Here is a 23,601-nt window from a genome sequence, read left to right on the forward strand (position 1 = left end):
GCATTCTCTACGGTTGGGTCCGTGCGTCGCCTGCTTCGAGTTCTCGTCATCAGCGGAATCGCCCTCGCCACGGTCCTCCTGGTGATCGCCGGGACCGTCGTCTTCGTCGTGCGCCATTCCTTCCCGACCTACGACGGAACGATCGAGCTGGACGGTCTCGACGCGGAGGTCGAGGTGGTCCGCGACGCCCAGGGCATCCCGCAGATCTACGCCAACAGCCCGTCCGATCTGTTCGCCGCGCAGGGGTACGTGGCAGCGCAGGATCGCTTCTTCGAGATGGACTTCCGCCGGCACGTCACCGCTGGGCGGCTGTCCGAGCTGTTCGGCGAGAGCGCTCTGGAGACCGACAAGTTCATCCGCACCCTGGGCTGGCGCCGGGTCGCCGAGAAGGAGCTCGGTCTGCTCAGGCCGTCCACCCGGCAGTACCTCGACGACTACGCGCGCGGAGTGAACTCGTACCTCTCGACGCACAGTGGCTCCGGTCTGAGCCTGGAGTACGCCGTACTGTCGCTGAAGGGCACCGACTATCGCCCGGAGCCGTGGACCGCGGCCGACTCGCTGGCCTGGCTGAAGGCGATGGCGTGGGACCTCGGCGGCAACATGGACGACGAGATCACCAAGACCAAGCTGCTCGCGTCGTTCCCGGCGCGCACCATCGAGAGCCTCTACCCGGACTATCCGTTCGACCGGAACGAGCCGATCCTCGCGACGGGTGCCGTCGGTCGCGACGGCCAGTTCACCACCGCGCCGGCCGACTCCGAGCTGCGGCGCGGGATGCTGACGAAGGACCTGCTGAAGTCCCTGGACACCGTGGACAAGGTGGCCAAGGGGCTGCCGCAACTGCTCGGCCAGGGCGACGGGATCGGATCGAACTCCTGGGTCGTCTCCGGCGACCACACCACCACCGGCAAGCCGCTGCTGGCCAACGATCCACACCTCGGCGCGACCATGCCGGGGATCTGGACCCAGGTCGGTCTGCACTGCAACAAAGTCAGCCGAGCCTGTCCGTACGACGTATCGGGCTTCAGCTTCTCGGGTCTGCCCGGCGTGGTGATCGGCCACAACAACGCGATCTCGTGGGGTTTCACCAACCTCGACCCCGACGTCCAGGACCTGTACCTGGAGCGCGTCAACGGGAACAAGGTGCTCTACAACAACCGGTGGAGCAAGATGGCGACGCGCGAGGAGACGTTCAAGGTCGCCGGCGAGGACGAACCGGTGAAGATCACCGTCCGGGAGACCCGGCACGGTCCGCTCATCTCCGACGTCGGTGACGACCAGCGCGAGATCGGGGAGATCGTCGCCAAGCGGGGCAAACACCCGAAGGCGTACGGCGTCTCACTGCAGTGGACCGCACTGACCCCGGGCCGCACCGCCGACGCACTGTTCGCGATCAACCGGGCCCAGAACTGGACCCAGTTCCGGGCCGCGGCGAAGTCGTTCCAGGTCCCCTCGCAGAACCTCGTGTACGCCGACACCGACGGCCACATCGGCTACCAGGCGCCCGGACGGATCCCGATCCGCAACTCCGGCCGCGGCGACTGGCCGGTGCCGGGCTGGGACCCGAAGTACCGCTGGAAGGGGTACATCCCGTTCGACTCGCTGCCGAGTGATTTCGATCCGGCGGGCGGCGTGATCGTCACCGCGAACCAGGCGGTGGTGCCGCCGACGTACAAGTACTTCCTGACCGACGACTGGGACTACGGCTACCGGTCGCAGCAGATCACCGACCGGATCAAGGCGGCCGGGAAGCTGGACGCGAACGCGATGGCGTCGATCCAGCTGGACACCAAGAACCGGGTGGCCGAGATGGTGGTGCCGTATCTGCTCCGGATCGGCATCGACGACAGCTTCGACCGGCAGGGCCAGGACACCCTCAAGAACTGGGACTTCACCCAGCCGGCCGACTCCGCGGCGGCGGCCTACTTCAACGTGGTGTGGCGCAACATCCTCGCGCTGACCTTCCACGACCAGCTCCCGGAGAGCACCTGGCCGGACGGTGGTTCGCGCTGGTTCGAAGTGATCCACACACTGCTCGCCCAGCCGAACAGCAAGTGGTGGGACAAGATCGGGACGCCGCAGTTGGAGAGCCGCGACGACATCCTGCGCGAGGCGCTGGTCGAGGCCCGGTCCGAGATCACCCAGAAGATGGCCCGCGAGCCGGCGAACTGGCAGTGGGGCAAGCTGCACAAACTGACGCTGACCAACCAGACGCTCGGTACGTCGGGTATCGGCGTGATCGAGCGGATCTTCAACCGTGGTCCGTACGAGCTGGGCGGCGGTACGTCGCTCGTGGACGCGACCTCCTGGGATGCCGCCGAGGGCTACACAGTGACGTCGACACCCTCGATGCGGATGGTGGTCGACCTGGCCGACTTCGACAAGTCCCGCTGGATCAACCTGACCGGTGTGTCCGGGCACGCGTTCTCGTCCCACTACACCGACCAGACCGAGCTGTGGGCACGTGGCGAGACCTTGCCCTGGGCCTACACCAAGGGCGCCGTCGAGGAGAGCCGGAAGGATCTCCTGACGTTCACCAAGCCGGAGCGTTAGCCTCGGCGAACAGCGCCTCCGGCCACGTCCACAGGGCACGTTGGGTCAGCAGGATCGAGATGGTCCCGTCGGCCGGCGTGGTCGACCACAGCGTCCCCAAGCCGCCGGCCCAGCCGTACCGCCCGCCTCCGACGGACAACCCGTAGCCCCATCCGGTCTCCGGTCCGAGGAAGTCGGCGGCCGCAGCACGCTGTGCTGCCGTGAGCTGGTCGGTTGTCATCTCCGCGACCGCCGCAGGGGACAGCACACCGTCGCCGCCGGCCAGCAGCATCCGGGCGAACGCATGGAAGTCGTCGACCGTGGAGATCAGCCCACCACTCGCATTCGGGAAGGACGGCGGCTCCAGCCACTGGCTGTCCGCCGCCGCGTCCAGAACGTCCTCTCCGAGGTACGCCGTCGTGAGCCGCGCCGGGTCCGACGCGATGAACCCGGTGTCCCGCATGCCGAGCGGTTCGAAGATCCGCTCCCGCAGGAACGTCTCCAAGGGTCCTCGGGTGGCCCGCGCGATCAGTACGCCGAGCACGTGTGACCCGGTCGAGTACATCCACCTCTCACCCGGCTGATACTGCAACGGCAGTGTCCCCAGTCGCCGCATCCACTCGTCCGGTTCGAGCGGAGTACGCGGCACCGGAGGCCCGAACGTGCGCAGCTCCAGCTCCTGCTCGCGTTCCCGCAGCGCCGGATGGTCCGACTCACCCAGGCCCTGCCGGAACGTGAGCAGGTCCCGCAGGGTGATCGGCCGCTCCGCCGGGACCGTGTCGTCGAGCGGTCCATCCGGCTGCCGCAGTACGACGGGATCCGCCAGCTCCGGCAGGAGGTCGCCGACCGGTGCGTCCATGGACAGCCGCAGTTCGTCGACCAGGATCATCGCCGCCGCAGCGACGATGGGCTTGGTGAACGAGGCGACCCGGAACAGGCTGTCCCGCTGCAGCTCCGGACCGTCGAACGCGAGCTTGCCGAGTACGTCGACCCGGGTCTCGTCACCGCGACTCACCAGTGAGATCAGACCGGGGAGAACACCGGTGTCGACGTACTCGCTGAGCATCAGCCCAGTCCACCAGCGAACGGCATGTCCCGCCACTGTGCGGCGAACATCCGGATGCCGTCCGCCAGGTCCGGCAGTCGCGGCACCAGCGGAGTACACACGATGACCTGCATGACCCGAGCGATGTCCATCACCCGCTGCACAGCTTCATCGAGCTGGGGGCGTCCCAGTGCGGCCGCCGCCTCGTCGTACACCTTGCCGAGCTCCGGGCCGAACCCCGCCTGGTCCCACTCGATCGGGCCGAGCGTCGTGTCCTCGAAGTCGGACCACAGCACTCCGTCCTTCGTCGGGATCACGTTGTACGACGGAGCGTCGCCGTGAATCGTCTGGATCGTGGCCGACGGGAAGACCCCCTCGAAGGCGGACCGGCTCGACAGCACCGGTCCCAGCACCGCCCACTCGGCACGCGCCCGGTCGACATCCTCTTGCTCGAGCAGCCCAGGCACCGCCTCCAGCGACTCGATGCCCGACGGCACAGCGAGCAGCGGGGTCAGCCACGGAAGCTCTCGCGGGTACTCCGCGAGGATGGCGTGCAGTTCGGCGGCCCGGACCGTCCCCGCGACGTAGTCGGGTTCGACCGACTTGTCCTCCTCGACGTACTGCCAGAACGTCATGGAGAGGCCGTCCTTCTCCACCGGTTTCCGTGGCACCAGCGGGCTCGGCGCCATCACCGGCCTGCCCTGGTCCACCAGCCACCCGGCCACGTCCAGCTCACGCTGCTGACGTACTGCGGTGGCCTCTCTTTCCATCAGGTAGTCCGGCAGGTTCATCGGCACGCGTGCGACCACAGGGGACGGCTTGAGGTGCACTACCACCGAGAAGGCGCTGTACAGGACTGTCGGGTCGGTGACCGTCAGGCCGAGGTCACGTCCGGCTGTGGCTGCGGCTTCTACCGCGGTCTCAGTCATCCAGAGATCCTCGCAGCAGGAGCAGGTGGTTTGGCGTGAGCGCCGCGTGCACCGGATGGTCGTGGTCGTCGGCTGGAAGCTTGTCGACGACTTCGACGTCGTACACCGCGGCCCAGATCGGCGTACCGGGCCGCACTCGTGCCAGTGCCCGGTCGTAGGAGCCACCACCGCGTCCGAGGCGTATGCCGTCGCGGGCGACAGCCACAGCCGGGCAGATCACCAGGTCGGCGGTGGCGATGGCGTCCGGGCCGAGGTCCACCGGCGGCTCGGACAGACCCAGCCGGCCGGGGACCAGATCGGCCGCTCCCGGTGCCACACCCCAGCCGAGGTCGTTGTCGGCGTACAGGATCGGCAGGAGGACGTCACGGTCGGTAGCCAGCAGCCAGTCGATCAGGGCGCCAGTCTGCGGTTCGGGCCCCCTGGACACGTACAGAGCCACCCGCCGGGCGTGCTGCACCGCCTCCAACGAGCGGGCACCTGCCAGCAGGTCCCCTGCGGACGATCGATTGCTGCGGGCACCGAGGAAATGGGACCGCGCAGCGGCCTTGGACGCGAACACCTACTGATCGTAGGCGGCGTGACGCGGTTAACACTGTGATCACCACGCGTCCCCTAGTGTTGGGACATGAGTGAGGCAGGTCTACGACAGGCGCAGGAGAAGATGCGCGCGGCCGGCACCGCCGACGTCGCGATCCGGGTCTTCACCCACTACTACCGGTTACTCGAGTCCGGTCAGCAGGGCACGATCCGCGAGGACGACATCGAGCCGGTGGGGGACCTGCCGCATCTGGACCACCTGGACACCGATTCGGCAGCGCAGCGCGCAGCGCTGGCCGAGACGGTGGTGATCAAGCTCAACGGCGGCCTCGGTACGTCGATGGGTGTCACCGGCCCGAAGTCCGCACTGCCGGTCAAGGACGGACTGAGCTTCCTCGACATCATCGCCCGGCAGATCCTCAGCACCCGGCGCAGGTACGACGTACCGCTGCCGCTGGTGCTGATGAACTCGTTCCGGACCACGGAGGAGTCGCGCCAGATCCTCAGCGAGTACGACGGTCTGGCGATCGACGGCCTGCCGCTGGACTTCCAGCAGAACATGGAGCCGAAGCTGCTCGCCGACGACCTGACGCCAGCGGAGTGGGAGCCGGACCCGGAGCTGGCCTGGTGCCCGCCGGGGCACGGCGACCTGTTCACCGCACTGGTTGCCTCCGGCACCCTTGACGCGTTGCGGGAACACGGATTCCGGCACGCGTTCATTTCCAACGCCGACAACCTCGGCGCGACCGCGGACCCGCGGATCGCGGCCTGGATGGCGGAGCACGACGTACCGTTCGGGATGGAGGTCTGCCGGCGGACCCGGTCCGACCGCAAGGGCGGGCACGTTGCGGTGCGCAAGTCCGACGGGCGGCTGATCCTGCGTGACAGCGCACAGGTCGCGGCCGAGGACACGAAGTACTTCCAGGACGTCGCCCGGCACAAGACCTTCAACACCAACAACCTGTGGATCGACCTGGACCGGCTGGCCGAGCTGATGGAGGGTCACGACGGGATCCTCGGGCTGCCGATCATCGTGAACCGCAAGACCGTCGACCCGGCCGACCCGTCCTCGCCCAAGGTGATCCAGCTGGAGACCGGGATGGGGACCGCGATCGAGACCTTCGAGGGCTCGCAGGCGGTGCTGGTCGACCGCGGCCGGTTCAAGCCGGTGAAGACCACGAACGACCTGCTGGTACTGCGCTCCGACGTCTACGAGCTGGACGAGGCCGGCGACCTGACCACCACCCACGAGGGCGACGAGCCGTACGTCGACCTCGACCCGGAGTACTTCAAGATCCTGGCCGACTTCGACGTCCGGTTCCCGGCCGGGCCGCCGTCGCTGGTCCGCGCCGACCGGCTCGAGGTGCGCGGTGACGTTGCCTTCGGCAAGGATGTGGTGGTGGTCGGCGACGTCGAGCTGGAGTCGCCGGCCGGCGAGCGACGGGTGATCCCGGATGGGGCCGAACTCCGCGCCTGACATCACGAGCTGGGGGGAACTGGATGGACGACCTGCTGATCCGGCCGCTGGAGCCGTACGACACGGACGAGGCCGCGCAGGTCTGGTGGCGTTCGCGGCACGCGGAGCCCTCGCTGCTGCCGCCCGCGATCCACTCCGCGAAGCAGGTCGCGACCTGGTTCGCGGAGGTGTTACTACCGGACGCACAGACGTGGGTGGGGCTCGACGACGGCCGGATCGTCGCGGTCCTGACGCTGGACGGCGACGACCTCGACCAGCTGTACGTCGACCCGGACGCGGCCGGTCAGGGCGTCGGGTCGACGCTCGTCGAGCTCGCGAAGGATCTCCGGCCCGGCGGGCTGGCGTTGTGGACCTTCCAAACCAACACCCGGGCGCAGTCGTTCTACGCCCGGCACGGCTTCACCGAAGTACGTCGTACCGACGGCGCCGCGAACGAGGAGCGGGCACCGGACATCCGGATGACCTGGGGGAACCACCCGGAGGCCGTGCATATCGACAGGAGGTAGTGCCGCCGACGGCCATCTCCGACTCAACCGTGAGCGTGAGGGCCGGGCGGGACGTCAACTACCTCCTGTCGTTCTGTACCGATTAGGGTCGGGCTCGTGAGACGGAGTGTGGATGAGCATCTCGAGGCCGTGCTCGGCAGGGTGACGGCCCTGCCGGCGTTCGATCAGCCGCTGATGGAGGCGCTGGGGCTGGTGCTCTGCGAGGACGTCGTCTCGGGGGTGAGCCTGCCCGGGTTCGACAACTCGGCGATGGACGGGTACGCCGTTCAGGCCGCCGACCTGGCCGGGGCGTCGCAGGACAACCCGATCACGTTGCCGGTGGTCGGTGAGATCAGAGCCGGCCGGAGCGAGCCGATCGTGGTCACGCCGGGGACGTGTGTGCGCATCATGACCGGCGCACCGATGCCGCGGGGTGCGGACAGCGTCGTCCAGGTGGAGTGGACCGACGGCGGGACCGTGAACGTGCGGATCGTTCAGCAGCCGTCGCTCGGCATGTCCGTCCGCCGGGCCGGTGAGGACGTTCGGGCGGGGGAGCAGGTCCTGGAGCGCGACACCGTGCTCGGACCGCGGCAGATCGCCGTACTGGCCGCTGTCGGCCGGGCGCGGGTGAAGGCCCGGCCGCGGCCGCGAGTGGTTGTGGTCTCGACCGGAGCGGAGCTGAAGGAGCCGGGGAGCCGGCTGGGCGAGGGACAGATCTACGACTCGAACAGCTACACGCTGGCCGCCGCGGCCCGCGACGCCGGGGCCGTGGTCTACCGCGTCGGCATCGTCGACGACGACCCGAAGAAGATCATGGACACGTTGTCCGACCAGCTGGTTCGAGCCGACCTGGTGATCACCACCGGCGGCGTGAGTATGGGTGCGTACGACATCGTCAAGGAGATCCTCAGCAAGACCGGCACGGTCGACTTCCCGCAGGTCGCGATGCAGCCGGGCAAGCCGCAGGGGTTCGGTGTGCTCGGTGAGGACGAGGTGCCGATCTTCACGCTGCCCGGCAACCCGGTGTCGGCGTACGTGTCGTTCGAGGTGTTCGTCCGGCCGGCGCTGCGCAAGCTGATGGGACAGATGCCGTACCGGCGGTCCACGGTCCAGGGCGTGTCGCTCGACGCGTTCAGCTCGCCGCCGGGACGGCGGCAGTTCGTCCGCGCCGCGGCCAGGCCGGGCGACCAGGGCTGGATGGCCAGTACAGTCGGCGGGCACGGTTCACACCTGCTCGGTGGGCTGAGCCGTGCGAACGCGCTGATCGTGGTGTCGGAGGACGTGACGTCGGTCCGGGCCGGCGATCAGGTCGAGCTGTTGCTGCTGGACGAGGAGACCGGATGACGGAGGACCCGACGGGGCTGACCCACGTCGACGAGACCGGGGCCGCCCGGATGGTCGACGTCTCGGCCAAGGACGTGGGGAGTCGCCGGGCTGTTGCCAGCGGCAAGGTTCTTGTCTCGGCTGAGGTGGTGACCGCGCTGCGCGGCGACGGCGTACCGAAGGGGGATGCGCTCGGCGTCGCCCGGATCGCCGGCATCATGGGTGCCAAGCGGACCCCTGACCTGGTCCCGCTCTGCCACCCGATCGCGATCACCGGAGCGAAGGTCGACCTCGAGGTCGCGGACGACGCCGTACTGATCACCGCCGCGGTGAAGACCACCGACCGCACAGGCGTGGAGATGGAGGCGCTGACCGCGGTCGCCGTCGCCGGGCTCGCCGTGATCGACATGGTGAAGGCGATCGACCCGGCCGCCGTTCTGTCCGACGTCCGCGTCGAGCTCAAAGAAGGCGGCAAGACCGGGCACTGGGAGCGGCCGTGAGGGCTCTCGTCATCAGCATCTCGAACCGCGCCGCCGCCGGCGTCTACACCGACACCACCGGTCCGGTGATCGCCGAGCGCCTGACGTCATGGGGCTTCGAGGTTTCCGGTCCCCAGGTCGTGCCGGATGGTCCGCCGGTCGGTGACGCGTTGCGAGCCGCGGTCGAAGCGTCGTACGACGTAGTGCTGACAACCGGGGGCACTGGCATCTCGCCGACCGACGAGACACCCGAGCAGACCGCTGCCGTGATCGAGAAGGTTGTGCCGGGCATCGCCGAATCGATCAGGGCGTACGGCGTGGCGAACGGCGTACCGACGGCCGCTCTGTCGCGTGGGCTCGCCGGAGTGGCTGGTGCGACGGTCATCGTGAATCTGCCAGGGTCCCGGGGCGGTGTGAAGGACGGACTCGCCGTACTGCAGCCGCTGCTGCGGCACGCCGTCGACCAGGTGCACGGCGGCGACCATGTCAGGACGGACACCGACTGATGGCGATCGTGCACTGGCCTGTGGAGCTCCAGCACGGGCAGGTCGCGCTGCGTCCGCTGCGCGCAGGCGATGGCGGCGAGTGGGCGGCCGCACGCCAGCGCAACGTCAGCTGGCTGCGCCCGTGGGACGCTACCCAACCGCCTGGTGCGGAGGACGGTGCGCGGACCTTCCGGGCGATGGCGCGAGACTGGAACCGGCAAGCGCGGTACGGGCGAATGCTCCCGTTCGTCATCACGTACGGCGGTGCCGCGGGCGTCGGGCCACGGTCGAAATGGCCGCTGGTCGGGCAGTTGACCGTCTCCGGGATCACCTACGGCTCGGCGCGCTGGGCGAACCTCGGCTACTGGGTCGATGAGCAGTACGCCGGCCGTGGCATCGTTCCGACCGCGGTCGCGCTCGCAGCCGACCACTGCTGGTTCACCCTCGGGCTGCACCGGATCGAAGTGGCGATCCGCCCCGAGAACAAGGCGAGTCTGCGCGTCGTGGAGAAGCTCGGCTTCCGGTACGAAGGGGAGCGGCCGCGGTTCCTGCACATCGACGGCGACTGGCGCGACCATCGCATCTTCGCGTTGAACATCGAGGAAGTCGGGCCCGGTCTCGTATCGCGGTTACCCTGACTACGCTGCGTACTGTTCACATCAGTCACACGAGTCTTCTTGCGACACACCGTCTCACGTACCTCATCTGGCCGCCCGTGCACCTTAGCGTCGTCGCATGGGGACGACAGGGCTGATCTATGTGGCGATCGTCGCCGCGTGGGCCGCTTACCTCGTCCCCATGATTCTCAAGCGTGGCGACGAGGCGCGGCGCCGCCCGGTGTCGTCGTCCGCCGATGCGCGCGTACTCTCACGAGACCCGTCGCGGCCCCGGTACGTCGTACGTCCCGCAGGTGCCGTGGACGACAAGGGATCGGCCGAGGACCTGCCGCCACCGACGCGGTACGTCCCCAACCGAGCCCGCCGGGTGGCCGCCATGCGCCGCCGGCGGGTGCTGTCGATCCTGACCCTTTCGCTGTTGTCGGTCACCGCGCTGGCGGGACTGGGGATGCTGCTGTGGTGGACCGTCGCGATCCCGGGTGCACTGATCGTCGGGTTCGTCGTACTCACCCGGATCCAGTTGCGACGGCAGGCCCGGACGCGTGCCCGACTGGCCGACAAGCGGCGGGCGCAGGCCCAGGCGCGGCACGACCGTGGCCCGGCCGGGAAGCCGGCACCCACTCCGTCTCCCGACCAGGAGCTGACGATCGAGGTCAAGCTGCCCGCGCCCCCGGTCGAGAAGCCCGCGCCGGCCGAGGGACTGTGGGATCCGGTGCCGGTGACGCTGCCGACGTACGTCATGAAAGAGAAGGCGCCCGACTGCACCGTCCGCACCATCTCCCTGTCCGACGACGAGGTCTTCTCCTCCGCCCGCACCACCGACCCGGCCGACAAGCCCGCCCTCCCCGAGCCCGTCGAGACACCCGCCGAACCCGAGGTCAAGCGCGCGGTCGGAGACTGAAACCCACTCGACAACCTCGGTTTTAACCCGCGACCATAGGCGTGTTAGAGTTTCGCGGTCGCCAGGAAACCGGCGACCAACTCGGGGCTGTGGCGCAGTTGGTAGCGCGCTTCGTTCGCAACGAAGAGGCCAGGGGTTCGAATCCCCTCAGCTCCACGAAGTCGATGGGCGACTCGTGTCCGCGGAGAGCGCGGACCGGGTCGCCTTCGTCGTTTGTGCGGCGTCGCTCCGCTCGCCGCGAGCGGGGGCTCCGCCACCCGCACCCCCTGCGCCTTCGCTGCGCTCGGCGGCTGTGGTTGCTCGCCGCGGTGGGGTGCGCCTTCGCTGGGCTCGGCTCCGTGGCTGGGGTCGCGTGTTGGGGTGCGCCTTCGCTGCGCTCGGCTCCGTGGCTGGGGTCGCGTGTTGGGGTGCGCCTTCGCTGCGCTCGGCTGGCGGTGGGAATTGTCGGGCGTGGGGTGCGGTCGGCGTCTAGGGTCTGGGGATGGTTGATGGGTGTGCGACGCGGGGGTCGTTGGTGGCGGATCTCAGGGGGTTGGGGGTGCGGGCCGGCGGGGTTGTGTTGATGCATTCTTCGTTGCGGAGTTTGGGGTTCGTGGCTGGGGGGCCTCAGGCTGTGGTGGAGGCGTTGTTGGAGGTGCTGGGGGCGGAGGGGACGCTGGTTGTCCCTACGCATACGCCGGACAACACCGATCCGGCGCATTGGGTCAATCCGCCGGTGCCGGAAGCTTGGTGGTCGGTGATTCGGGAGGAGGCGCCGGGGTTTGATCCGGCATTGACGCCTGCCGGGCGGGCGTTGGGGCGGCTGTCGGAGTTGGTGCGTACGTGGCCTGGGGCGCGGCGGAGTAGTCATCCGCAGGTTTCGTTTGCCGCCTTCGGGGCGCGGGCCGATGAAGTCGTCGACGGACACCGCCTTGATGATGGGCTGGGGGAGTCTTCGCCGTTGGGTGCGGTGTATCGGTTGGACGGCTCAGTGCTGTTGCTCGGGTGCGGACATGAGCGCAATACGTCCATGCACTTGTCCGAGTGGCGCAGCCCGAAAGCGCCTCGGCACGTTGTCGGGTCCTCGTTGCGGCTGCCGGACGGGACTGCTGTGTGGCGGGAATGGGAAGACGTCGATGAGGACGAGGGTGACTTCGGTCAGATCGGGGAAGCGTTCGAGGCCGCGGGCGGAGCACGGGTCGGCATGGTTGGTGCCGCTACGGCACGGCTGATGTCGCAACGGGCAGTCGTCGACTTCGCCACGGACTGGATGTCGCAGCACCGATTCTGATTCTTACCTCGGTACCTGGACCTTCTGGCCGATGGGGATGCTGCTCAACGCGTAGCCGTACGCGGCGTCGCCGGCGCGCGGCATCTTGTCCTTGTCGAGGAGGTACAGGATGTCGTCACCGACCGGCCAGTACTGCCGGAGGTGTTCTGGAGCACCGGTGTCGAGTTGGTAGACAGTGGCTTGCGGGTCGAGCCCGGTGCCGCGGGCGACGGTCCAGGTTCCTTCGTGGGTCTCGCGGTCGTTTCCGACGCCGACCCGGATTACAGAGATGAGGTACGTCGACGGTGCGCCGGTTGCCTCGTCGCGGTACAGGACGACGCCGAGCTTCACCCGCTGGCACTCGGCTGCAGGCGGGTCGTCGATCGCGCACGGCACGTGGTTCTCGAAGTCCGCAACGGCCGGATCGCCGCTCTGATTGGTCAACGGATACCAGGGGCCGAATGTCTGCGGCGTCTCAGGTCCACGGCTGACAAGCGCGATGACCACGGCTGCGATCGCCGCGAGAGCGACCACGCCAACGCCGATCGACACCCTCGGATGCTTCCACACCCGCCCGCCCATAGGCATGCCCCCAGATTACCCACCGCGGCCCATCACCCCGGCAACGTGTCAGGAGGTCAGTCGTGGGTCGTTCGTACGGCGCATGAGGAGGGACTGGCCTACTTCGGTGGTGAAGCCCCAGCGGCGGTAGAAGGCGATGAGGTCCGGTTGGCAGACCAGTTCGAGGCTGCGGACGGTCTGCAATCGAGGGTGGTCGACGATGGTGCTCATCAGGGTGGCGCCGTGGCCGGAGGAGCGGTGCTCTGGGGCTACGACCACGTCGAGGATCAGGGCGATGTGGGTGTAATCGGTGAGGACCCGGGCGAAGCCGGTCAGGCGGTCCGACGGGGGATCGACGAGGGCCACGACGATGTCGGACTCGCGCAGGATGCGTTCGGTCTCCTCAGTCGTCCGGTCCGACATCCACCAGGCGGAGTTGACGAGAGTCAGGAGTTCGGGGAGGCGGTCGGGCTCGACCTCGTGCAGTACGTCGACCATCGTCTCATTCTGCGACATCAACTAATCTTGACTCATTCCAGAAAAGACGCAAGACTGCTCGACGTGCCGACGACCGACGAGCTCCAGCAACTGTTGCGGGGCGTGTCGTTGCGGGTGACCCGGCCGCGGGTGGCGGTGCTGACGGCGGTGTACGCGCATCCGCACTCCGACACGGACTCGATCATAGGGGCCGTGCGCAACGAACTGCCCGAGGTGTCGCACCAGGCGGTGTACGACTCGCTGCACACGTTGACGGCGGCCGGCCTGGTACGACGCATCCAGCCGCTCGGGTCGGTTGCGCGGTACGAGTCGCGGGTGGGGGACAACCACCACCATGCCGTCTGCCGGTCGTGCGGGGCGATCGCCGACGTCGACTGTGCGGTCGGGCACGCGCCGTGCCTGACCGCGGCCGACGACCGCGGGTTCATCATCGACGAGGCCGAGGTCATCTACTGGGGCCTGTGCGCCGACTGCTCGTCCACACGCAGTACCTGACTTCCTGTTGAAAACGTCCAGTCCTGGAAGGAATTCGATGTCCGAGAAGCATGAACCACTGCCCGGCGAAGGCAGTGAGGAGAGCCGCGGCGAAGACAACGCGCAGGCGGCCGGCGGCTGCCCGGTAGCGCACGGACAGGGCGCCCACCCGACCCGCGGCAACGCCAACCGCGGCTGGTGGCCGAACCAGCTGAACCTGAAGATCCTGGCCAAGAACCCGGCCGTCGCGAACCCGCTGGGCGATGAGTTCGACTACGCCGCGGCGTTCAAGACCCTCGACCTGCCCGCGGTGAAGGCGGACATCGCCGAGGTGCTGACCACCTCGCAGGACTGGTGGCCGGCTGACTTCGGGCACTACGGCCCGTTCATGATCCGGATGGCCTGGCACAGTGCCGGCACCTACCGGATCAGCGACGGCCGCGGCGGCGCCGGTGCGGGGCAGCAGCGGTTCGCGCCGCTGAACAGCTGGCCGGACAACGCGAACCTGGACAAGGCCCGCCGGCTGCTCTGGCCGGTGAAGAAGAAGTACGGCCAGGCGCTGTCCTGGGCCGACCTGATGATCCTGACCGGCAACGTCGCGCTCGAGACGATGGGCTTCAAGACCTTCGGGTTCGCCGGTGGACGTCCGGACGTGTGGGAGCCGGAGGACGACGTCTACTGGGGTCCGGAGACCACCTGGCTGGGCGACGAGCGCTACACCGGTGACCGCGACCTGGAGAAGCCGCTCGGCGCCGTACAGATGGGCCTCATCTACGTGAACCCGGAAGGCCCGAACGGCAACCCGGACCCGGTCGCCTCGGCGCGCGACATCCGGGAGACGTTCGGCCGGATGGCGATGAACGACGAGGAGACCGTCGCACTGATCGCCGGTGGTCACACCTTCGGCAAGACGCACGGTGCGGCCGACCCGGAGGAGTACGTCGGTTCGGAGCCGGAGGGCGCCCCGATCGACCACCAGGGTCTTGGCTGGCGGAACACGTACAACACCGGCAGGGGCCCGGACACCATCACCAGCGGCATCGAGGTCACCTGGACCAGGACGCCGGCCCAGTGGGGCAACGACTTCTTCGAGATCCTGTTCGGCTACGAGTGGGAGCTGTCGAAGAGCCCGGCCGGTGCGAACCAGTGGGTGGCCAAGGACTCCGAGGAGATCATCCCGGACGCCTACGACGCGGCGAAGAAGCACAAGCCGACCATGCTGACCACCGACCTGGCGCTGCGGTTCGACCCGATCTACGAGCCGATCTCGCGTCGCTTCAAGGACAACCCGGACGCGTTCGCGGACGCGTTCGCGCGGGCCTGGTTCAAGCTGACCCACCGCGACATGGGCCCGATCGGCCGGTACCTCGGCCCCGAGGTCCCGACCGAGTCGCTGATCTGGCAGGACCCGGTGCCGGCGGTCGACCACGAGCTCGTGGGTGCCGACGACGTCAACGCGCTGAAGGCGCAGATCGCGGCCTCCGGGCTGTCGGTGGCGCAGCTGGTCTCGACCGCGTGGGCGTCGGCTTCGACGTACCGCGGCAGTGACAAGCGTGGTGGCGCCAACGGTGCTCGTGTCCGCCTGCAGCCGCAGAGCGGCTGGGAGGTCAACAACCCCGACCAGCTCGCGCAGGTACTGCGGACGCTCGAGGGCATCCAGGAGAGCTTCAACGCCGCGCAGACCGGTGGCAAGAAGATCTCGCTGGCCGACCTGATCGTGCTCGCTGGTGGCGTGGGCGTCGAGGTGGCCGCGAAGACTGCGGGGCACGACCTCGCCGTACCCTTCACGCCGGGCCGGACGGACGCCTCGCTGGAGCAGACGGACGTTGACTCGTTCGCCGCGCTCGAGCCGGCCGCGGACGGCTTCCGCAACTACTACGGCAAGGGCAGCCGGCTCCCGGCCGAGTACCTGCTGCTGGACAAGGCGAACCTGCTCACCCTGAGCGCGCCCGAGCTGACCGTCCTGGTCGGCGGCCTGCGCGTCCTCGGGGCGAACTACGGCGGTTCATCGTACGGCGTACTCACCGAGACTCCCGGTGTGCTGACCAACGACTTCTTCGCGAACCTGCTCGACCTGGGCACGGAGTGGACGTCGGTCGACGACAGCCAGGAGACGTTCGAGGCCACCGTCAACGGTGAGACCAAGTGGACCGGTACCCGGGCCGACCTCGTCTTCGGCTCGAACTCCGAGCTCCGCGCGGTCGCCGAGGTCTACGCCAGCGACGACGCCAAGGCCAAGTTCGTCCAGGACTTCGTCGCCGCCTGGACCAAGGTGATGGATCTGGACCGCTTCGACGTCGCCTGACCCGCAACTGAACAACAAGACGGGCTCCCACCGCGACGGTGGGAGCCGGTCTTGTACTTCCAGGCATCCGGGCGGGGTGTATCCTTTCGGATACATGGAGGTGGAGCATGAAGGCTACTGCGGACTTGCTGGCAGAGGCTCGGCGTGCCGCGGGGTTGAGTCAGGAAGAGCTTGCCCGTCGCGCTGGTACGTCTCGACCGACGCTGTCCGCGTACGAGCACGGCCGGAAATCGCCAACGCTGGACACTGCCGCACGTCTGCTGGCCGAAGCGGGATTTGAGTTGGGCCTTCGCCCGCGGATCGACTTTGTCGAGCAGATCACGACTCGTGGCCGGACAGTTGCAGTCCCCACCCGGCTGCCCAGGCAACCTGTCGACCGCGCCTTTGCTGTGGTTGCACTGCCACTGCATCTGAATTGGTCCGAGCCTGGCCGGCGGTTCAACCTGCACGATCGAGTGCAGCGGGCACGGGTGTACGAGATCGTTCTGCGGGAGGGCGGTCCCGAGGACGTTCTCGCGTACGTCGACGGCGCGCTCCTCATCGATCTGTGGCCGGAACTGGTGCTCCCGCGCGATGTCCGCGCCGCCTGGGCCGGAGTCGTCGAGAACGCTGTCGAAGCGGCCGCAGGACGCCCGACCGAGTCGGTCTGACAGCGTTCCAGATCGAGGTTGCACAGATGTTCTTCAGCCTGCCGGCGAGCTCTGGTTTCCTGCTCGCCGGCGGAGCTGCGTTAGCGGCACAGCAGCTCACATCGCGGCCGACCAGGGATCTGACTTCTTCACGGGACCGGACCGCGGCGACGTTCCGACGGCCCGGGACGCGTTCGAAGTCGCGGCAGCGGCGCGGGATTGGTCGGTGCGTCGGGTACGCGACAGCGAAACGTTCTGCCGGCTCGTGGTGTCCGGAACCGAAGACCTGCTCGTCGATCTCGCGATGGATTCCGCACCCAGCCGTCCGTCCACTGTGAGTATCGCCGGGCCGACGTTCGGCCTCGAAGAACTCGCCGGCCGGAAGGTCATCGCTCTCTTCGATCGAGCGGAAGCCAGAGATTTTGCCGATGTCTATGTCCTGGCTCAGCGGTACGACAAGAGCGACTTGCTGGCGTGGGCCGCAGAAGTAGATGCCGGATTCAGCACACAAGTCTTCGCCGACATGACCGGTGCCGTCGCCAGATTCACCGATGATGAGCTGCCCTGCGCCGCCGAAGACGTCGAGCCCTTGCGCGAGTTCTTCGCCGAGTGGGCAGCAGACCTGCGTGCCACCGAGCCATAGCAATCCGCCTCGCTCAAGCACCTTTCCATTTGCTTTTACTCTGTGCAACCAGGAGCGATCGGGGGTTGCTTGTGGGTGGGGTGGGGGCGTGTCAGGCTGGCGGGGTTGTTGTCGGGCGGAAGGGGTCGTGCCATGCGGTTTCATCATGATCGGGAGCCTGCGGGGGACCTGACGTTCAGTGATGTGTTTCTGGTGCCGAACCGGTCCGGTGTCACGTCCCGGCTGGACGTGGACCTGTCCACGAGTGACGGCAGCGGTACGTCGATCCCCGTCGTCGCGGCGAACATGACCGCGGTGTCGGGCCGGCGGATGGCGGAGACGATCGCGCGCTGCGGCGGGCTCGCCGTGATTCCGCAGGACATCCCGGTCGACGTGGTCGCCGAGGTGGTTGCCTGGATCAAGGAACGGCACACCGTGCACGACACCGCGCTGGTGCTGCCGCCGACCGGGACCGTGGGCGAGGCGCTCAACCTGTTGCCGAAGCGCGGTCACGGTGCGGTGATCGTGGTCGACGACGGCCGTCCGGTCGGCGTGGTGACCGAGGCCGACTGCGCGGGCGTGGACCGCTTCAGCCAGCTCGACGGGATCATGTCGCGGGAGTTGCTGACCCTGCCGGCCGGGACCGATGCGGAGGCCGCGTTCGACCAGTTGCACGACGGCCGGCACCGGCTCGCGCCCGTCGTCGACGGGAACGGCAACATCGTCGGAATCCTCACCCGCCAGCGCGCGCTCCGCGCCACCCTCTACCAGCCCGCCGTCGACGCGAACGGGAAGCTCCGGGTCGCGGCGGCCATCGGGATCAACGGCGACGCCGAGCAGAAGGCCAAGGCGTTGCTCGACGTCGGGATCGACGTACTGGTCATCGACACCGCACATGGTCACCAGGAGCGGATGCTCGAGGTGCTCGAGCAGGTCCGCGCCCTCGGGCCAGAGGTCCCGATCGTCGCCGGGAACGTGGTCACCGCCGAGGGCGTCAGCGATCTCGTCGCGGCCGGCGCGGACATCGTGAAGGTCGGCGTCGGACCGGGCGCGATGTGTACGACGCGGATGCAGACGGCTGTCGGTCGTCCGCAGTTCTCCGCCGTACTGGAGTGCTCGGATCGGGCCCGTGAGCTCGGCAAGCACGTGTGGGCGGACGGCGGCGTACGGCATCCGCGCGATGTCGCGCTTGCGCTGGCCGCGGGTGCCTCCAGCGTGATGATCGGCTCCTGGTTCGCCGGGACGTACGAGTCGCCCGGCGATCCGCACCGCGACAGCGACGGCCGGATCTACAAGGAGAGCTTCGGAATGGCGTCGGCCCGCGCGGTCCGCTCCCGGACAGCCGATGACACGCCGTTCCAGCGGGCCCGGAAGGGCTTCTTCGGCGAGGGCATCTCGACCGCCAGGATGTACCTGGACCCGGAGCGGCCGAGCGTCGAGGACCTGCTCGACTCGATCGTGTCCGGCATCCGCAGTTCCTGCACGTACGTCGGCGCCGCGAACCTGGCCGAGTTCCACGAGCGCGCGGTCGTCGGCCTCCAAACGGCCGCCGGGTACGCCGAGGGCAAGCCCCTCGACACCAGCTGGTGACCGACGCACCGAGACCTGTCTCCCCGGCGGGCCGAACGGTGGATACTCGGTGACCTGACGTCAATGCGATGTCCTGGGGTGGGTTGCGGATGCCAGTTGATGGGGAGGACAGATCGCCGGGGGTCCTGCGGGTGGACGCGGAGACGGCGATCATCCTGCGGGAGGCGTACCACAAGATCGAGTCGCTCTACCGAGCCTCGCACTACGGCCTGTTCGACTACGTCCGCGCGGTGGCCGGGAAGATCACCTCGGTCGACACCTTCTACGTGGGCTTCCTGCACGGGTCCAACCGGGTCCGGTACCCGTACGGCTACGACAGCGGACAGTACGACGATCCCGCCAGCCACATCTACGGGCCGAACGGGCAGACTGCGTGGCTCCTGCGTCAGCGTCAGACCTACCGCTTCGCCTACGACGACGGCTCCGTAATGCAGGCAGGCGTCCCGGCCGGCGACGTGACCAAGCGGTCGGAGGATGCGGTGACCGTGCCGATGTTCCGGCCCGGCAGCGACGGTGGACCCGACGAGCTGTTCGGCATGATGTCGATGCACAGTTATCGCCCGAACAGCTACGACGACAACGCCGTACGGGCGTTTGAATGGCTCGCTGGGATGACTGCGCGGGTGCTCACCCGGGAGGCGGAGGACCGGGAGGCGCTACGGCTGCTTCCGGCCGGGGCCGAGTCCCCGAACGTGCTCACCTCGGACTCGGTGATGGAGTACCTGTCGAACCGGATCGCCATCCTGAGAGCGCTTGCGCACGAGGCGATGGCGTCGACCGATGTCGCCGATCCTGCGCGGGACTCGCTCGGAAAGCTGATCAAGGAGGCCGAGCAGACGCAGTCGGAGCTGATCGAGATGATGCTCGACGCGGACGACGGACCCGAGCAACGGTTCGGCCTGCTGACTCCGACCCAGCAGAGTGTTGCGCTGCTCCTCGCCGAAGACCCCGGCAACACCCGGATCGCGACCGAACTGGGCATCTCCGTCAACACGGTCAAGTCCCACCTCAGAACGATCCTGAGCAAGTACGAGCTGGCGAGCCGCGCCGAGGTGGCGGCCGACGTACGCCGCTATCTGGCCCGCTGACCAGGCAGGACTGCAAGTTTCTGCCCGAGGTGTGGGACTCGTAAACGACTACATCATCCCCGGGATGAGATTGAGGACACAACAACCTCATGCCGTGGGCGATAGGCAGGTCCTGACACGAAATGGCACGGTGTAGTCAACGGGGGGAGGGAGAGGACGCCAGAAGAACTGCCGGGGGGTCGCCGATCTGACAGGGGGCTGTGAGATCGACAGACGCGGGGGCTCACAGGAATTGGCGTCCTGATCTGGTCGCGGGTGGTGAGGGGAGTTCGGCCGAGGCTTGGGAGGGCGACTCGGGAACTCGGACCCACCACCCGCGACTTCTCTGTGTAATCGGCGTGCGCGGTGCTTGCGTGCGGTGAGAGAGTCGGGACGTGCCGACCACCGCGCCAACGGGACCCAGGGCCGTCGAGATCGCGTGTGACGAGTCCGGGTACGAGGGGGAGAAGCTCGTCGGCGGCGTGACCGACGTCTTCGCGCACGCTAGCGTGCGGCTGGACGAGCAGACCGCGGCGGCGTGCGTCGCCGAACTCCGGGCGCGGATCAAGTCACCCGCGACCATGTACAAGGCCGGGCACCTGCTCCGGTCGAAGCACCGCGCGGTCCTGCTCTGGTTCCTCGGACCGGACGGCCCGCTGGAGGGCAACGCGCACGTGTTCCTGGTCGACAAGACCTACTTCCTCGTCTCCGGGCTGGTCGACTTCCTCGGCGCCCGATCCGAGACGATCCGGTTCCTGTACGACGCCGGCCGTCGTACCGAGGAGGCGCGAGTCTTCCTGGAAGCGGCCAACGACTTCGTCCGGGCCACCGACGAGTCGCCGATCCCCCGGCTGGACCCGTTGATGCCGGCGATCGTCCGGGCGGTGGAGTTCTGGACCGACGGCGGCCAGGCGGTCGCGATCGCGCACGATCGGCAGACCACGTTGTCGGCCGAGCGGGTCGGCCGGTTGCAGCAGTCGACCGAGGGATTCGCCGCGCTGGAGCAGGTGGACTCGTTCACCGACCATCGCATTCAGATCGCCGATTTCCTGGCCGGCATCACCCGCAAGATCGCCTCCGACCAGTTGCGGGGCGCCGACGACGCGGAGGTGAGTGCCCTGCTGGCGCCGTACCTGGACAAAACGTCGGTCTGGCCCGCCTGGGTCCGCCTGGCGGACTAGCACCTGGCAATATCCCGGCGGCGGCGTCATAGTCGAGTGATCGATTGAAGGGTCGACGTCGTGGAGGCAGACAAGTCCGCCCCGCTGAGGGTCGACGCGGAGACCGCGATCATCCTGCGCGAGGCATATCACAAGATCGAGGCGCTGTTCCGGGCCGACCACTACGGCCTGTACGACTACGTGCGGGTGGTGGCCGGCAAGATCGCGCGGGTCGACGTGTTCTTCGTCGGTTTCCTGCAGGGCAGCAGCCGGGTCCGCTATCCCTACGGCCACGACGACGGCCGGTACGTCGACCCGGACACGCACAACTTCGGTCCGAACGGCCAGACCGCGTGGTTGCTGAAGCGGCGGCAGACGTACCGGTACGCCTACGACAACGGTGCCGCGCTCCATGCCGGCGTACCGATCGGTGATGTCGGACGGCAGTCCGAGGACGCGGTGACGGTGCCGATCTTCCGCCCGTCCAAGGATGGTCCGGACCAGTTGTTCGGGATGCTGTCGATGCAGAGCTACGAGCCGGACAGCTTCGACGACAACGCCGTCCGGGCGTTCGAGTGGCTGGGTGGCGTGGTGGAGCGGGTGCTGACCCGTGAAGGCGAGGACCGGGAGGCGCTGCGGATGCTGCCGGCCGGTGACGCCGGACCCAACCTGCTCACCTCCGACCACGTGATGGAGTACCTGACCCATCGGGTCGCGTCGATCCGCGAGATCGCGACCGAGGCGCTGAGCGAGTCCGAGCTGGCCGTGGCGGTGGAAGGCCATCTGCATCGCATCGTCGACGCGACGGAGCACATCCAGTCCGAGTTGATCGAGATGCTGATGGACACCGACGAGGGTCCTGAGCGCCGGTTCACCAGCCTGACCAAGGCCCAGCAGAACGTCGCCGTCCTGCTCGTCGACGGCCTGGACAACGACCAGCTCGCGGCCGAGCTCGGGATCAGCCTGAACACGGTCAAGACTCACCTCAGCGCGATCCTGCGCAAGTACGGCATGGTCCATCGCGCCCAGGTCGCCGACGACGTCCGCAAGTACCTGGCGCGCTGAGCGGTGGACCGCCAGGCCATCACAACGGGCTGTTCGCGGCAGTGCTCCGCGGGAGCCGAGCGCCGGCGCCCGATTGTGATGGCCTGGCGGTCCGTGCCGCGCTAGTAGGAGCGGGCAACGATCGCGGTCAGGCCGCTCTCGCTGTCCTCGGTCGGGAGCGTGCCGTCCGAGCGCTGCAGGCAGCGGACGGTGATGCCGGCCGTGGCCAGTCGATCCTCGCCGTCTTCGCCGACCACGTCGTACGGCAGGCTTGCCCACCCGGTCGCGGCCGCCTCCAGGGCCTCGTCCACGGTGGAGACGGCCGTGGTCCGCGCGGTTTGGCGAGCGGCTGCCTCCTCCAGCAGGAGAGCCTGGTCTGCGTCCATCGCCGCCACCACGGTCGACGTGAGATCCGGCAGACCGACGGTCTCCTTGCCGGAGCCCCGCAGCCGACGTGCGACCGTCGCGACATTGCTGTCCAGGTCGCGGGGGCCGAGCTCGATGCGAACCGGGACACCCTTCAGCTCCCAGTTCACCGCGCGCCGGCCGAACGGCTGATCGGTCCGATCGTCGACCTCGACGCGCAGACCGGCCGCCGCCAGCTCGTCCGCAATCCGCCGAGCGGCCTCGATGGTCTCGTCCCTGACTGCGAGTACGACGACCTGGGTCGGCGCGACGACCGGCGGCACGCGCAGCCCGGCGTCGTCACCGTGCACCATGATCATCCCGCCGACCATGCGTGTGGTGCTGCCCCAGGAGGTGGTCCAGGCGAGCTCACGCTGCCCATCGCTCGACAGGAAGCCGATGTCGAAGGCACGGGCGAAGTTCTGGCCGAGTTCGTGGGCCGTGCCCATCTGCAGGGCCTTGCCGTCACCGGTCATGGCTTCCAGCGTCATCGTGTTGATCGCCCCGGCGAACCGCTCCCGCCGCGTCTTCCGGCCGGGCAGCACCGGGATCGCCAGCACGTTCACCATCACGTCGCGGTAGACGTCGGACAGGATCCTGGTGGCGAACGCGCGGGCGTCCTCGGCGGTCGCGTGCGCGGTGTGGCCCTCCTGCCACAGGAACTCCGTCGTCCGCAGGAACAACCGTGGCCGCAGCTCCCAACGGACCGCGTTGGCCCACTGGTTCAGCAGCAGCGGAAGGTCGCGATAGCTCTGGATCCACTTCGCCATGTACTCACCGATGACGGTCTCCGAGGTCGGACGGACCACCGCCGGCTCCTCGAGTTGCTTGCCTCCCGCATGCGTCACCACGGCGAGCTCGGGACTGAAGCCCTTCACGTGCTCGGCCTCACGGCGCAGGTAGCTCTCCGGGATCAGGAGTGGGAAGTACGCGTTGGCCGCGCCGGCAGCCTTGATCCGCTCGTCCAGTGCCGCCTGCAGCCGCTCCCAGATCCCGTACCCATACGGTCGGATGACCATGGTCCCCCGCACCGGCCCGTTGTCGGCGAGCTCGGCTTTGGCAATCACATCCTGGAACCATCGGGGAAAGTCCGTGGCCTGCGTGGCAAGCACGGATCGGGTTGCGGTCATGCCGGTCAGTGTAGGAAGGCGATCGCTGGAGCGGCCACGCATTAACAAGCAGCAACT

Annotated in this window: 23 protein-coding genes and 1 tRNA gene; 18 read left to right on the plus strand and 6 right to left on the minus strand. The window is 68.2% G+C overall.

Features of this window, described 5'->3' with window-relative positions:
• Positions 1–21: 21 nt before the first annotated feature.
• Positions 22–2,553 (plus strand): penicillin acylase family protein, encoded by a 2,532-nt coding sequence (locus ACIBG5_RS38815; RefSeq protein ID WP_396396874.1) that lies wholly within the window; start codon positions 22–24, stop codon positions 2,551–2,553.
• Here ACIBG5_RS38815 and ACIBG5_RS38820 read toward each other — a convergent pair.
• The 3 genes from ACIBG5_RS38820 to ACIBG5_RS38830 are packed head-to-tail and all read right to left on the minus strand — an operon-like array spanning position 2,534 to position 5,065.
• A complete protein-coding gene (locus tag ACIBG5_RS38820; protein WP_396396876.1) occupies positions 2,534–3,598 on the minus strand; it encodes a serine hydrolase domain-containing protein in 1,065 nt (354 codons plus the stop codon). The genes ACIBG5_RS38815 and ACIBG5_RS38820 overlap by 20 nt on opposite strands.
• Positions 3,598–4,506 (minus strand): aminoglycoside phosphotransferase family protein, encoded by a 909-nt coding sequence (locus ACIBG5_RS38825; RefSeq protein WP_396396878.1) that lies wholly within the window; start codon positions 4,504–4,506, stop codon positions 3,598–3,600. The genes ACIBG5_RS38820 and ACIBG5_RS38825 overlap by 1 nt, the downstream gene beginning before the upstream one ends.
• Positions 4,499–5,065 carry a 5-formyltetrahydrofolate cyclo-ligase gene (locus ACIBG5_RS38830; RefSeq protein WP_396396879.1) on the minus strand — a complete coding sequence of 189 codons (567 nt, stop codon included), beginning with the start codon at positions 5,063–5,065 and terminating at the stop codon, positions 4,499–4,501. Before ACIBG5_RS38830 ends, ACIBG5_RS38825 begins: the two co-directional genes overlap by 8 nt.
• A gap of 66 nt (positions 5,066–5,131) precedes the next feature.
• Here ACIBG5_RS38830 and ACIBG5_RS38835 point away from each other — a divergent pair, with 66 nt between their 5' ends.
• From ACIBG5_RS38835 to ACIBG5_RS38875, 9 genes are all read left to right on the plus strand, one after another.
• Complete coding sequence (locus ACIBG5_RS38835) at positions 5,132–6,520, plus strand: UTP--glucose-1-phosphate uridylyltransferase (RefSeq protein ID WP_396396880.1); 1,389 nt, start codon at positions 5,132–5,134, stop codon at positions 6,518–6,520.
• Positions 6,521–6,543: 23 nt separating this feature from the next.
• Positions 6,544–7,026 (plus strand): GNAT family N-acetyltransferase, encoded by a 483-nt coding sequence (locus tag ACIBG5_RS38840; protein WP_396396882.1) that lies wholly within the window; start codon positions 6,544–6,546, stop codon positions 7,024–7,026.
• 96 nt (positions 7,027–7,122) lie between these two features.
• Positions 7,123–8,349 (plus strand): gephyrin-like molybdotransferase Glp, encoded by a 1,227-nt coding sequence (gene glp / locus ACIBG5_RS38845; protein ID WP_396396884.1) that lies wholly within the window; start codon positions 7,123–7,125, stop codon positions 8,347–8,349.
• Positions 8,346–8,828: a cyclic pyranopterin monophosphate synthase MoaC gene (moaC, locus tag ACIBG5_RS38850; RefSeq protein ID WP_396396885.1), complete on the plus strand. Its 483-nt coding sequence runs from the start codon at positions 8,346–8,348 to the stop codon at positions 8,826–8,828. Before glp ends, moaC begins: the two co-directional genes overlap by 4 nt.
• Positions 8,825–9,313 carry a molybdenum cofactor biosynthesis protein B gene (locus tag ACIBG5_RS38855; RefSeq protein WP_396396887.1) on the plus strand — a complete coding sequence of 163 codons (489 nt, stop codon included), beginning with the start codon at positions 8,825–8,827 and terminating at the stop codon, positions 9,311–9,313. The genes moaC and ACIBG5_RS38855 overlap by 4 nt, the downstream gene beginning before the upstream one ends.
• Positions 9,313–9,930 (plus strand): GNAT family N-acetyltransferase, encoded by a 618-nt coding sequence (locus tag ACIBG5_RS38860; protein ID WP_131362872.1) that lies wholly within the window; start codon positions 9,313–9,315, stop codon positions 9,928–9,930. The genes ACIBG5_RS38855 and ACIBG5_RS38860 overlap by 1 nt, the downstream gene beginning before the upstream one ends.
• A gap of 97 nt (positions 9,931–10,027) precedes the next feature.
• Complete coding sequence (locus ACIBG5_RS38865; protein WP_396396888.1) at positions 10,028–10,810, plus strand: hypothetical protein; 783 nt, start codon at positions 10,028–10,030, stop codon at positions 10,808–10,810.
• Between the two features lie 83 nt (positions 10,811–10,893).
• Positions 10,894–10,966: transfer RNA gene (locus ACIBG5_RS38870), tRNA-Ala, on the plus strand.
• Positions 10,967–11,372: 406 nt separating this feature from the next.
• Positions 11,373–12,080, plus strand: a complete 708-nt coding sequence (locus ACIBG5_RS38875; RefSeq protein WP_396396889.1) for an aminoglycoside N(3)-acetyltransferase — start codon at positions 11,373–11,375, stop codon at positions 12,078–12,080.
• 3 nt (positions 12,081–12,083) lie between these two features.
• On the opposite strand, the gene ACIBG5_RS38880 is transcribed toward ACIBG5_RS38875, so the two are convergent.
• Together ACIBG5_RS38880 and ACIBG5_RS38885 are read right to left on the minus strand one after the other, a co-directional pair.
• A complete protein-coding gene (locus ACIBG5_RS38880) occupies positions 12,084–12,611 on the minus strand; it encodes a hypothetical protein (protein ID WP_396396890.1) in 528 nt (175 codons plus the stop codon).
• A 78-nt stretch (positions 12,612–12,689) separates the two neighbouring features.
• The gene (locus ACIBG5_RS38885; RefSeq protein ID WP_396396892.1) at positions 12,690–13,136 is read right to left on the minus strand and encodes a GNAT family N-acetyltransferase; all 447 of its coding nucleotides are present in this window, start codon (positions 13,134–13,136) and stop codon (positions 12,690–12,692) included.
• Positions 13,137–13,181: 45 nt separating this feature from the next.
• Between ACIBG5_RS38885 and ACIBG5_RS38890 the strand changes: the two genes are divergently transcribed.
• The 8 genes from ACIBG5_RS38890 to ACIBG5_RS38925 all read left to right on the plus strand — a co-directional run bounded on the left by ACIBG5_RS38890 (position 13,182) and on the right by ACIBG5_RS38925 (position 22,030).
• Entirely contained in the window at positions 13,182–13,613 is a 432-nt protein-coding gene (locus ACIBG5_RS38890; RefSeq protein WP_396396894.1) for a Fur family transcriptional regulator, read from the plus strand.
• A 37-nt stretch (positions 13,614–13,650) separates the two neighbouring features.
• On the plus strand, positions 13,651–15,897 hold the full coding sequence (katG, locus tag ACIBG5_RS38895; RefSeq protein ID WP_396396895.1) for a catalase/peroxidase HPI: 2,247 nt from the start codon (positions 13,651–13,653) through the stop codon (positions 15,895–15,897).
• A gap of 107 nt (positions 15,898–16,004) precedes the next feature.
• Positions 16,005–16,547: a helix-turn-helix domain-containing protein gene (locus tag ACIBG5_RS38900; RefSeq protein WP_396396897.1), complete on the plus strand. Its 543-nt coding sequence runs from the start codon at positions 16,005–16,007 to the stop codon at positions 16,545–16,547.
• Between the two features lie 244 nt (positions 16,548–16,791).
• Positions 16,792–17,169, plus strand: coding sequence for a nucleotidyl transferase AbiEii/AbiGii toxin family protein (locus ACIBG5_RS38905; RefSeq protein ID WP_396396898.1), 378 nt, complete (start codon positions 16,792–16,794; stop codon positions 17,167–17,169).
• Between the two features lie 132 nt (positions 17,170–17,301).
• Positions 17,302–18,738 (plus strand): GuaB1 family IMP dehydrogenase-related protein, encoded by a 1,437-nt coding sequence (locus tag ACIBG5_RS38910; RefSeq protein WP_396396899.1) that lies wholly within the window; start codon positions 17,302–17,304, stop codon positions 18,736–18,738.
• Between the two features lie 89 nt (positions 18,739–18,827).
• Entirely contained in the window at positions 18,828–19,826 is a 999-nt protein-coding gene (locus tag ACIBG5_RS38915; RefSeq protein ID WP_396396900.1) for a LuxR C-terminal-related transcriptional regulator, read from the plus strand.
• Between the two features lie 374 nt (positions 19,827–20,200).
• Positions 20,201–20,986, plus strand: coding sequence for a hypothetical protein (locus ACIBG5_RS38920; RefSeq protein WP_396396902.1), 786 nt, complete (start codon positions 20,201–20,203; stop codon positions 20,984–20,986).
• 60 nt (positions 20,987–21,046) lie between these two features.
• A complete protein-coding gene (locus ACIBG5_RS38925) occupies positions 21,047–22,030 on the plus strand; it encodes a LuxR C-terminal-related transcriptional regulator (RefSeq protein WP_396396904.1) in 984 nt (327 codons plus the stop codon).
• A gap of 101 nt (positions 22,031–22,131) precedes the next feature.
• Here the strand turns inward: ACIBG5_RS38925 and proS are convergent, their stop codons facing one another.
• Entirely contained in the window at positions 22,132–23,544 is a 1,413-nt protein-coding gene (gene proS, locus ACIBG5_RS38930) for a proline--tRNA ligase (protein WP_396396905.1), read from the minus strand.
• Between the last annotated feature and the right edge of the window lie 57 nt (positions 23,545–23,601).

Origin of the sequence: Kribbella sp. NPDC050241 (assembly GCF_044459685.1) — a bacterium.
Taxonomy (GTDB): Bacteria; Actinomycetota; Actinomycetes; order Propionibacteriales; family Kribbellaceae; genus Kribbella.

What these genes read in the sequence shown, in the direction of transcription:
- moaC (WP_396396885.1), top strand. Translation starts at nt 8,346, where the DNA reads ATGACGGAGGACCCGACGGGGCTGACCCACGTCGACGAGACCGGGGCC.
- ACIBG5_RS38860 (WP_131362872.1), top strand. Translation starts at nt 9,313, where the DNA reads ATGGCGATCGTGCACTGGCCTGTGGAGCTCCAGCACGGGCAGGTCGCG.
- ACIBG5_RS38820 (WP_396396876.1), bottom strand. Translation starts at nt 3,598, where the DNA reads ATGCTCAGCGAGTACGTCGACACCGGTGTTCTCCCCGGTCTGATCTCA.
- ACIBG5_RS38825 (WP_396396878.1), bottom strand. Translation starts at nt 4,506, where the DNA reads ATGACTGAGACCGCGGTAGAAGCCGCAGCCACAGCCGGACGTGACCTC.
- katG (WP_396396895.1), top strand. Translation starts at nt 13,651, where the DNA reads ATGTCCGAGAAGCATGAACCACTGCCCGGCGAAGGCAGTGAGGAGAGC.
- ACIBG5_RS38885 (WP_396396892.1), bottom strand. Translation starts at nt 13,136, where the DNA reads ATGTCGCAGAATGAGACGATGGTCGACGTACTGCACGAGGTCGAGCCC.
- ACIBG5_RS38875 (WP_396396889.1), top strand. Translation starts at nt 11,373, where the DNA reads ATGCATTCTTCGTTGCGGAGTTTGGGGTTCGTGGCTGGGGGGCCTCAG.
- ACIBG5_RS38900 (WP_396396897.1), top strand. Translation starts at nt 16,005, where the DNA reads ATGAAGGCTACTGCGGACTTGCTGGCAGAGGCTCGGCGTGCCGCGGGG.
- ACIBG5_RS38910 (WP_396396899.1), top strand. Translation starts at nt 17,302, where the DNA reads ATGCGGTTTCATCATGATCGGGAGCCTGCGGGGGACCTGACGTTCAGT.
- ACIBG5_RS38835 (WP_396396880.1), top strand. Translation starts at nt 5,132, where the DNA reads ATGAGTGAGGCAGGTCTACGACAGGCGCAGGAGAAGATGCGCGCGGCC.
- ACIBG5_RS38840 (WP_396396882.1), top strand. Translation starts at nt 6,544, where the DNA reads ATGGACGACCTGCTGATCCGGCCGCTGGAGCCGTACGACACGGACGAG.
- ACIBG5_RS38865 (WP_396396888.1), top strand. Translation starts at nt 10,028, where the DNA reads ATGGGGACGACAGGGCTGATCTATGTGGCGATCGTCGCCGCGTGGGCC.
- ACIBG5_RS38915 (WP_396396900.1), top strand. Translation starts at nt 18,828, where the DNA reads ATGCCAGTTGATGGGGAGGACAGATCGCCGGGGGTCCTGCGGGTGGAC.
- proS (WP_396396905.1), bottom strand. Translation starts at nt 23,544, where the DNA reads ATGACCGCAACCCGATCCGTGCTTGCCACGCAGGCCACGGACTTTCCC.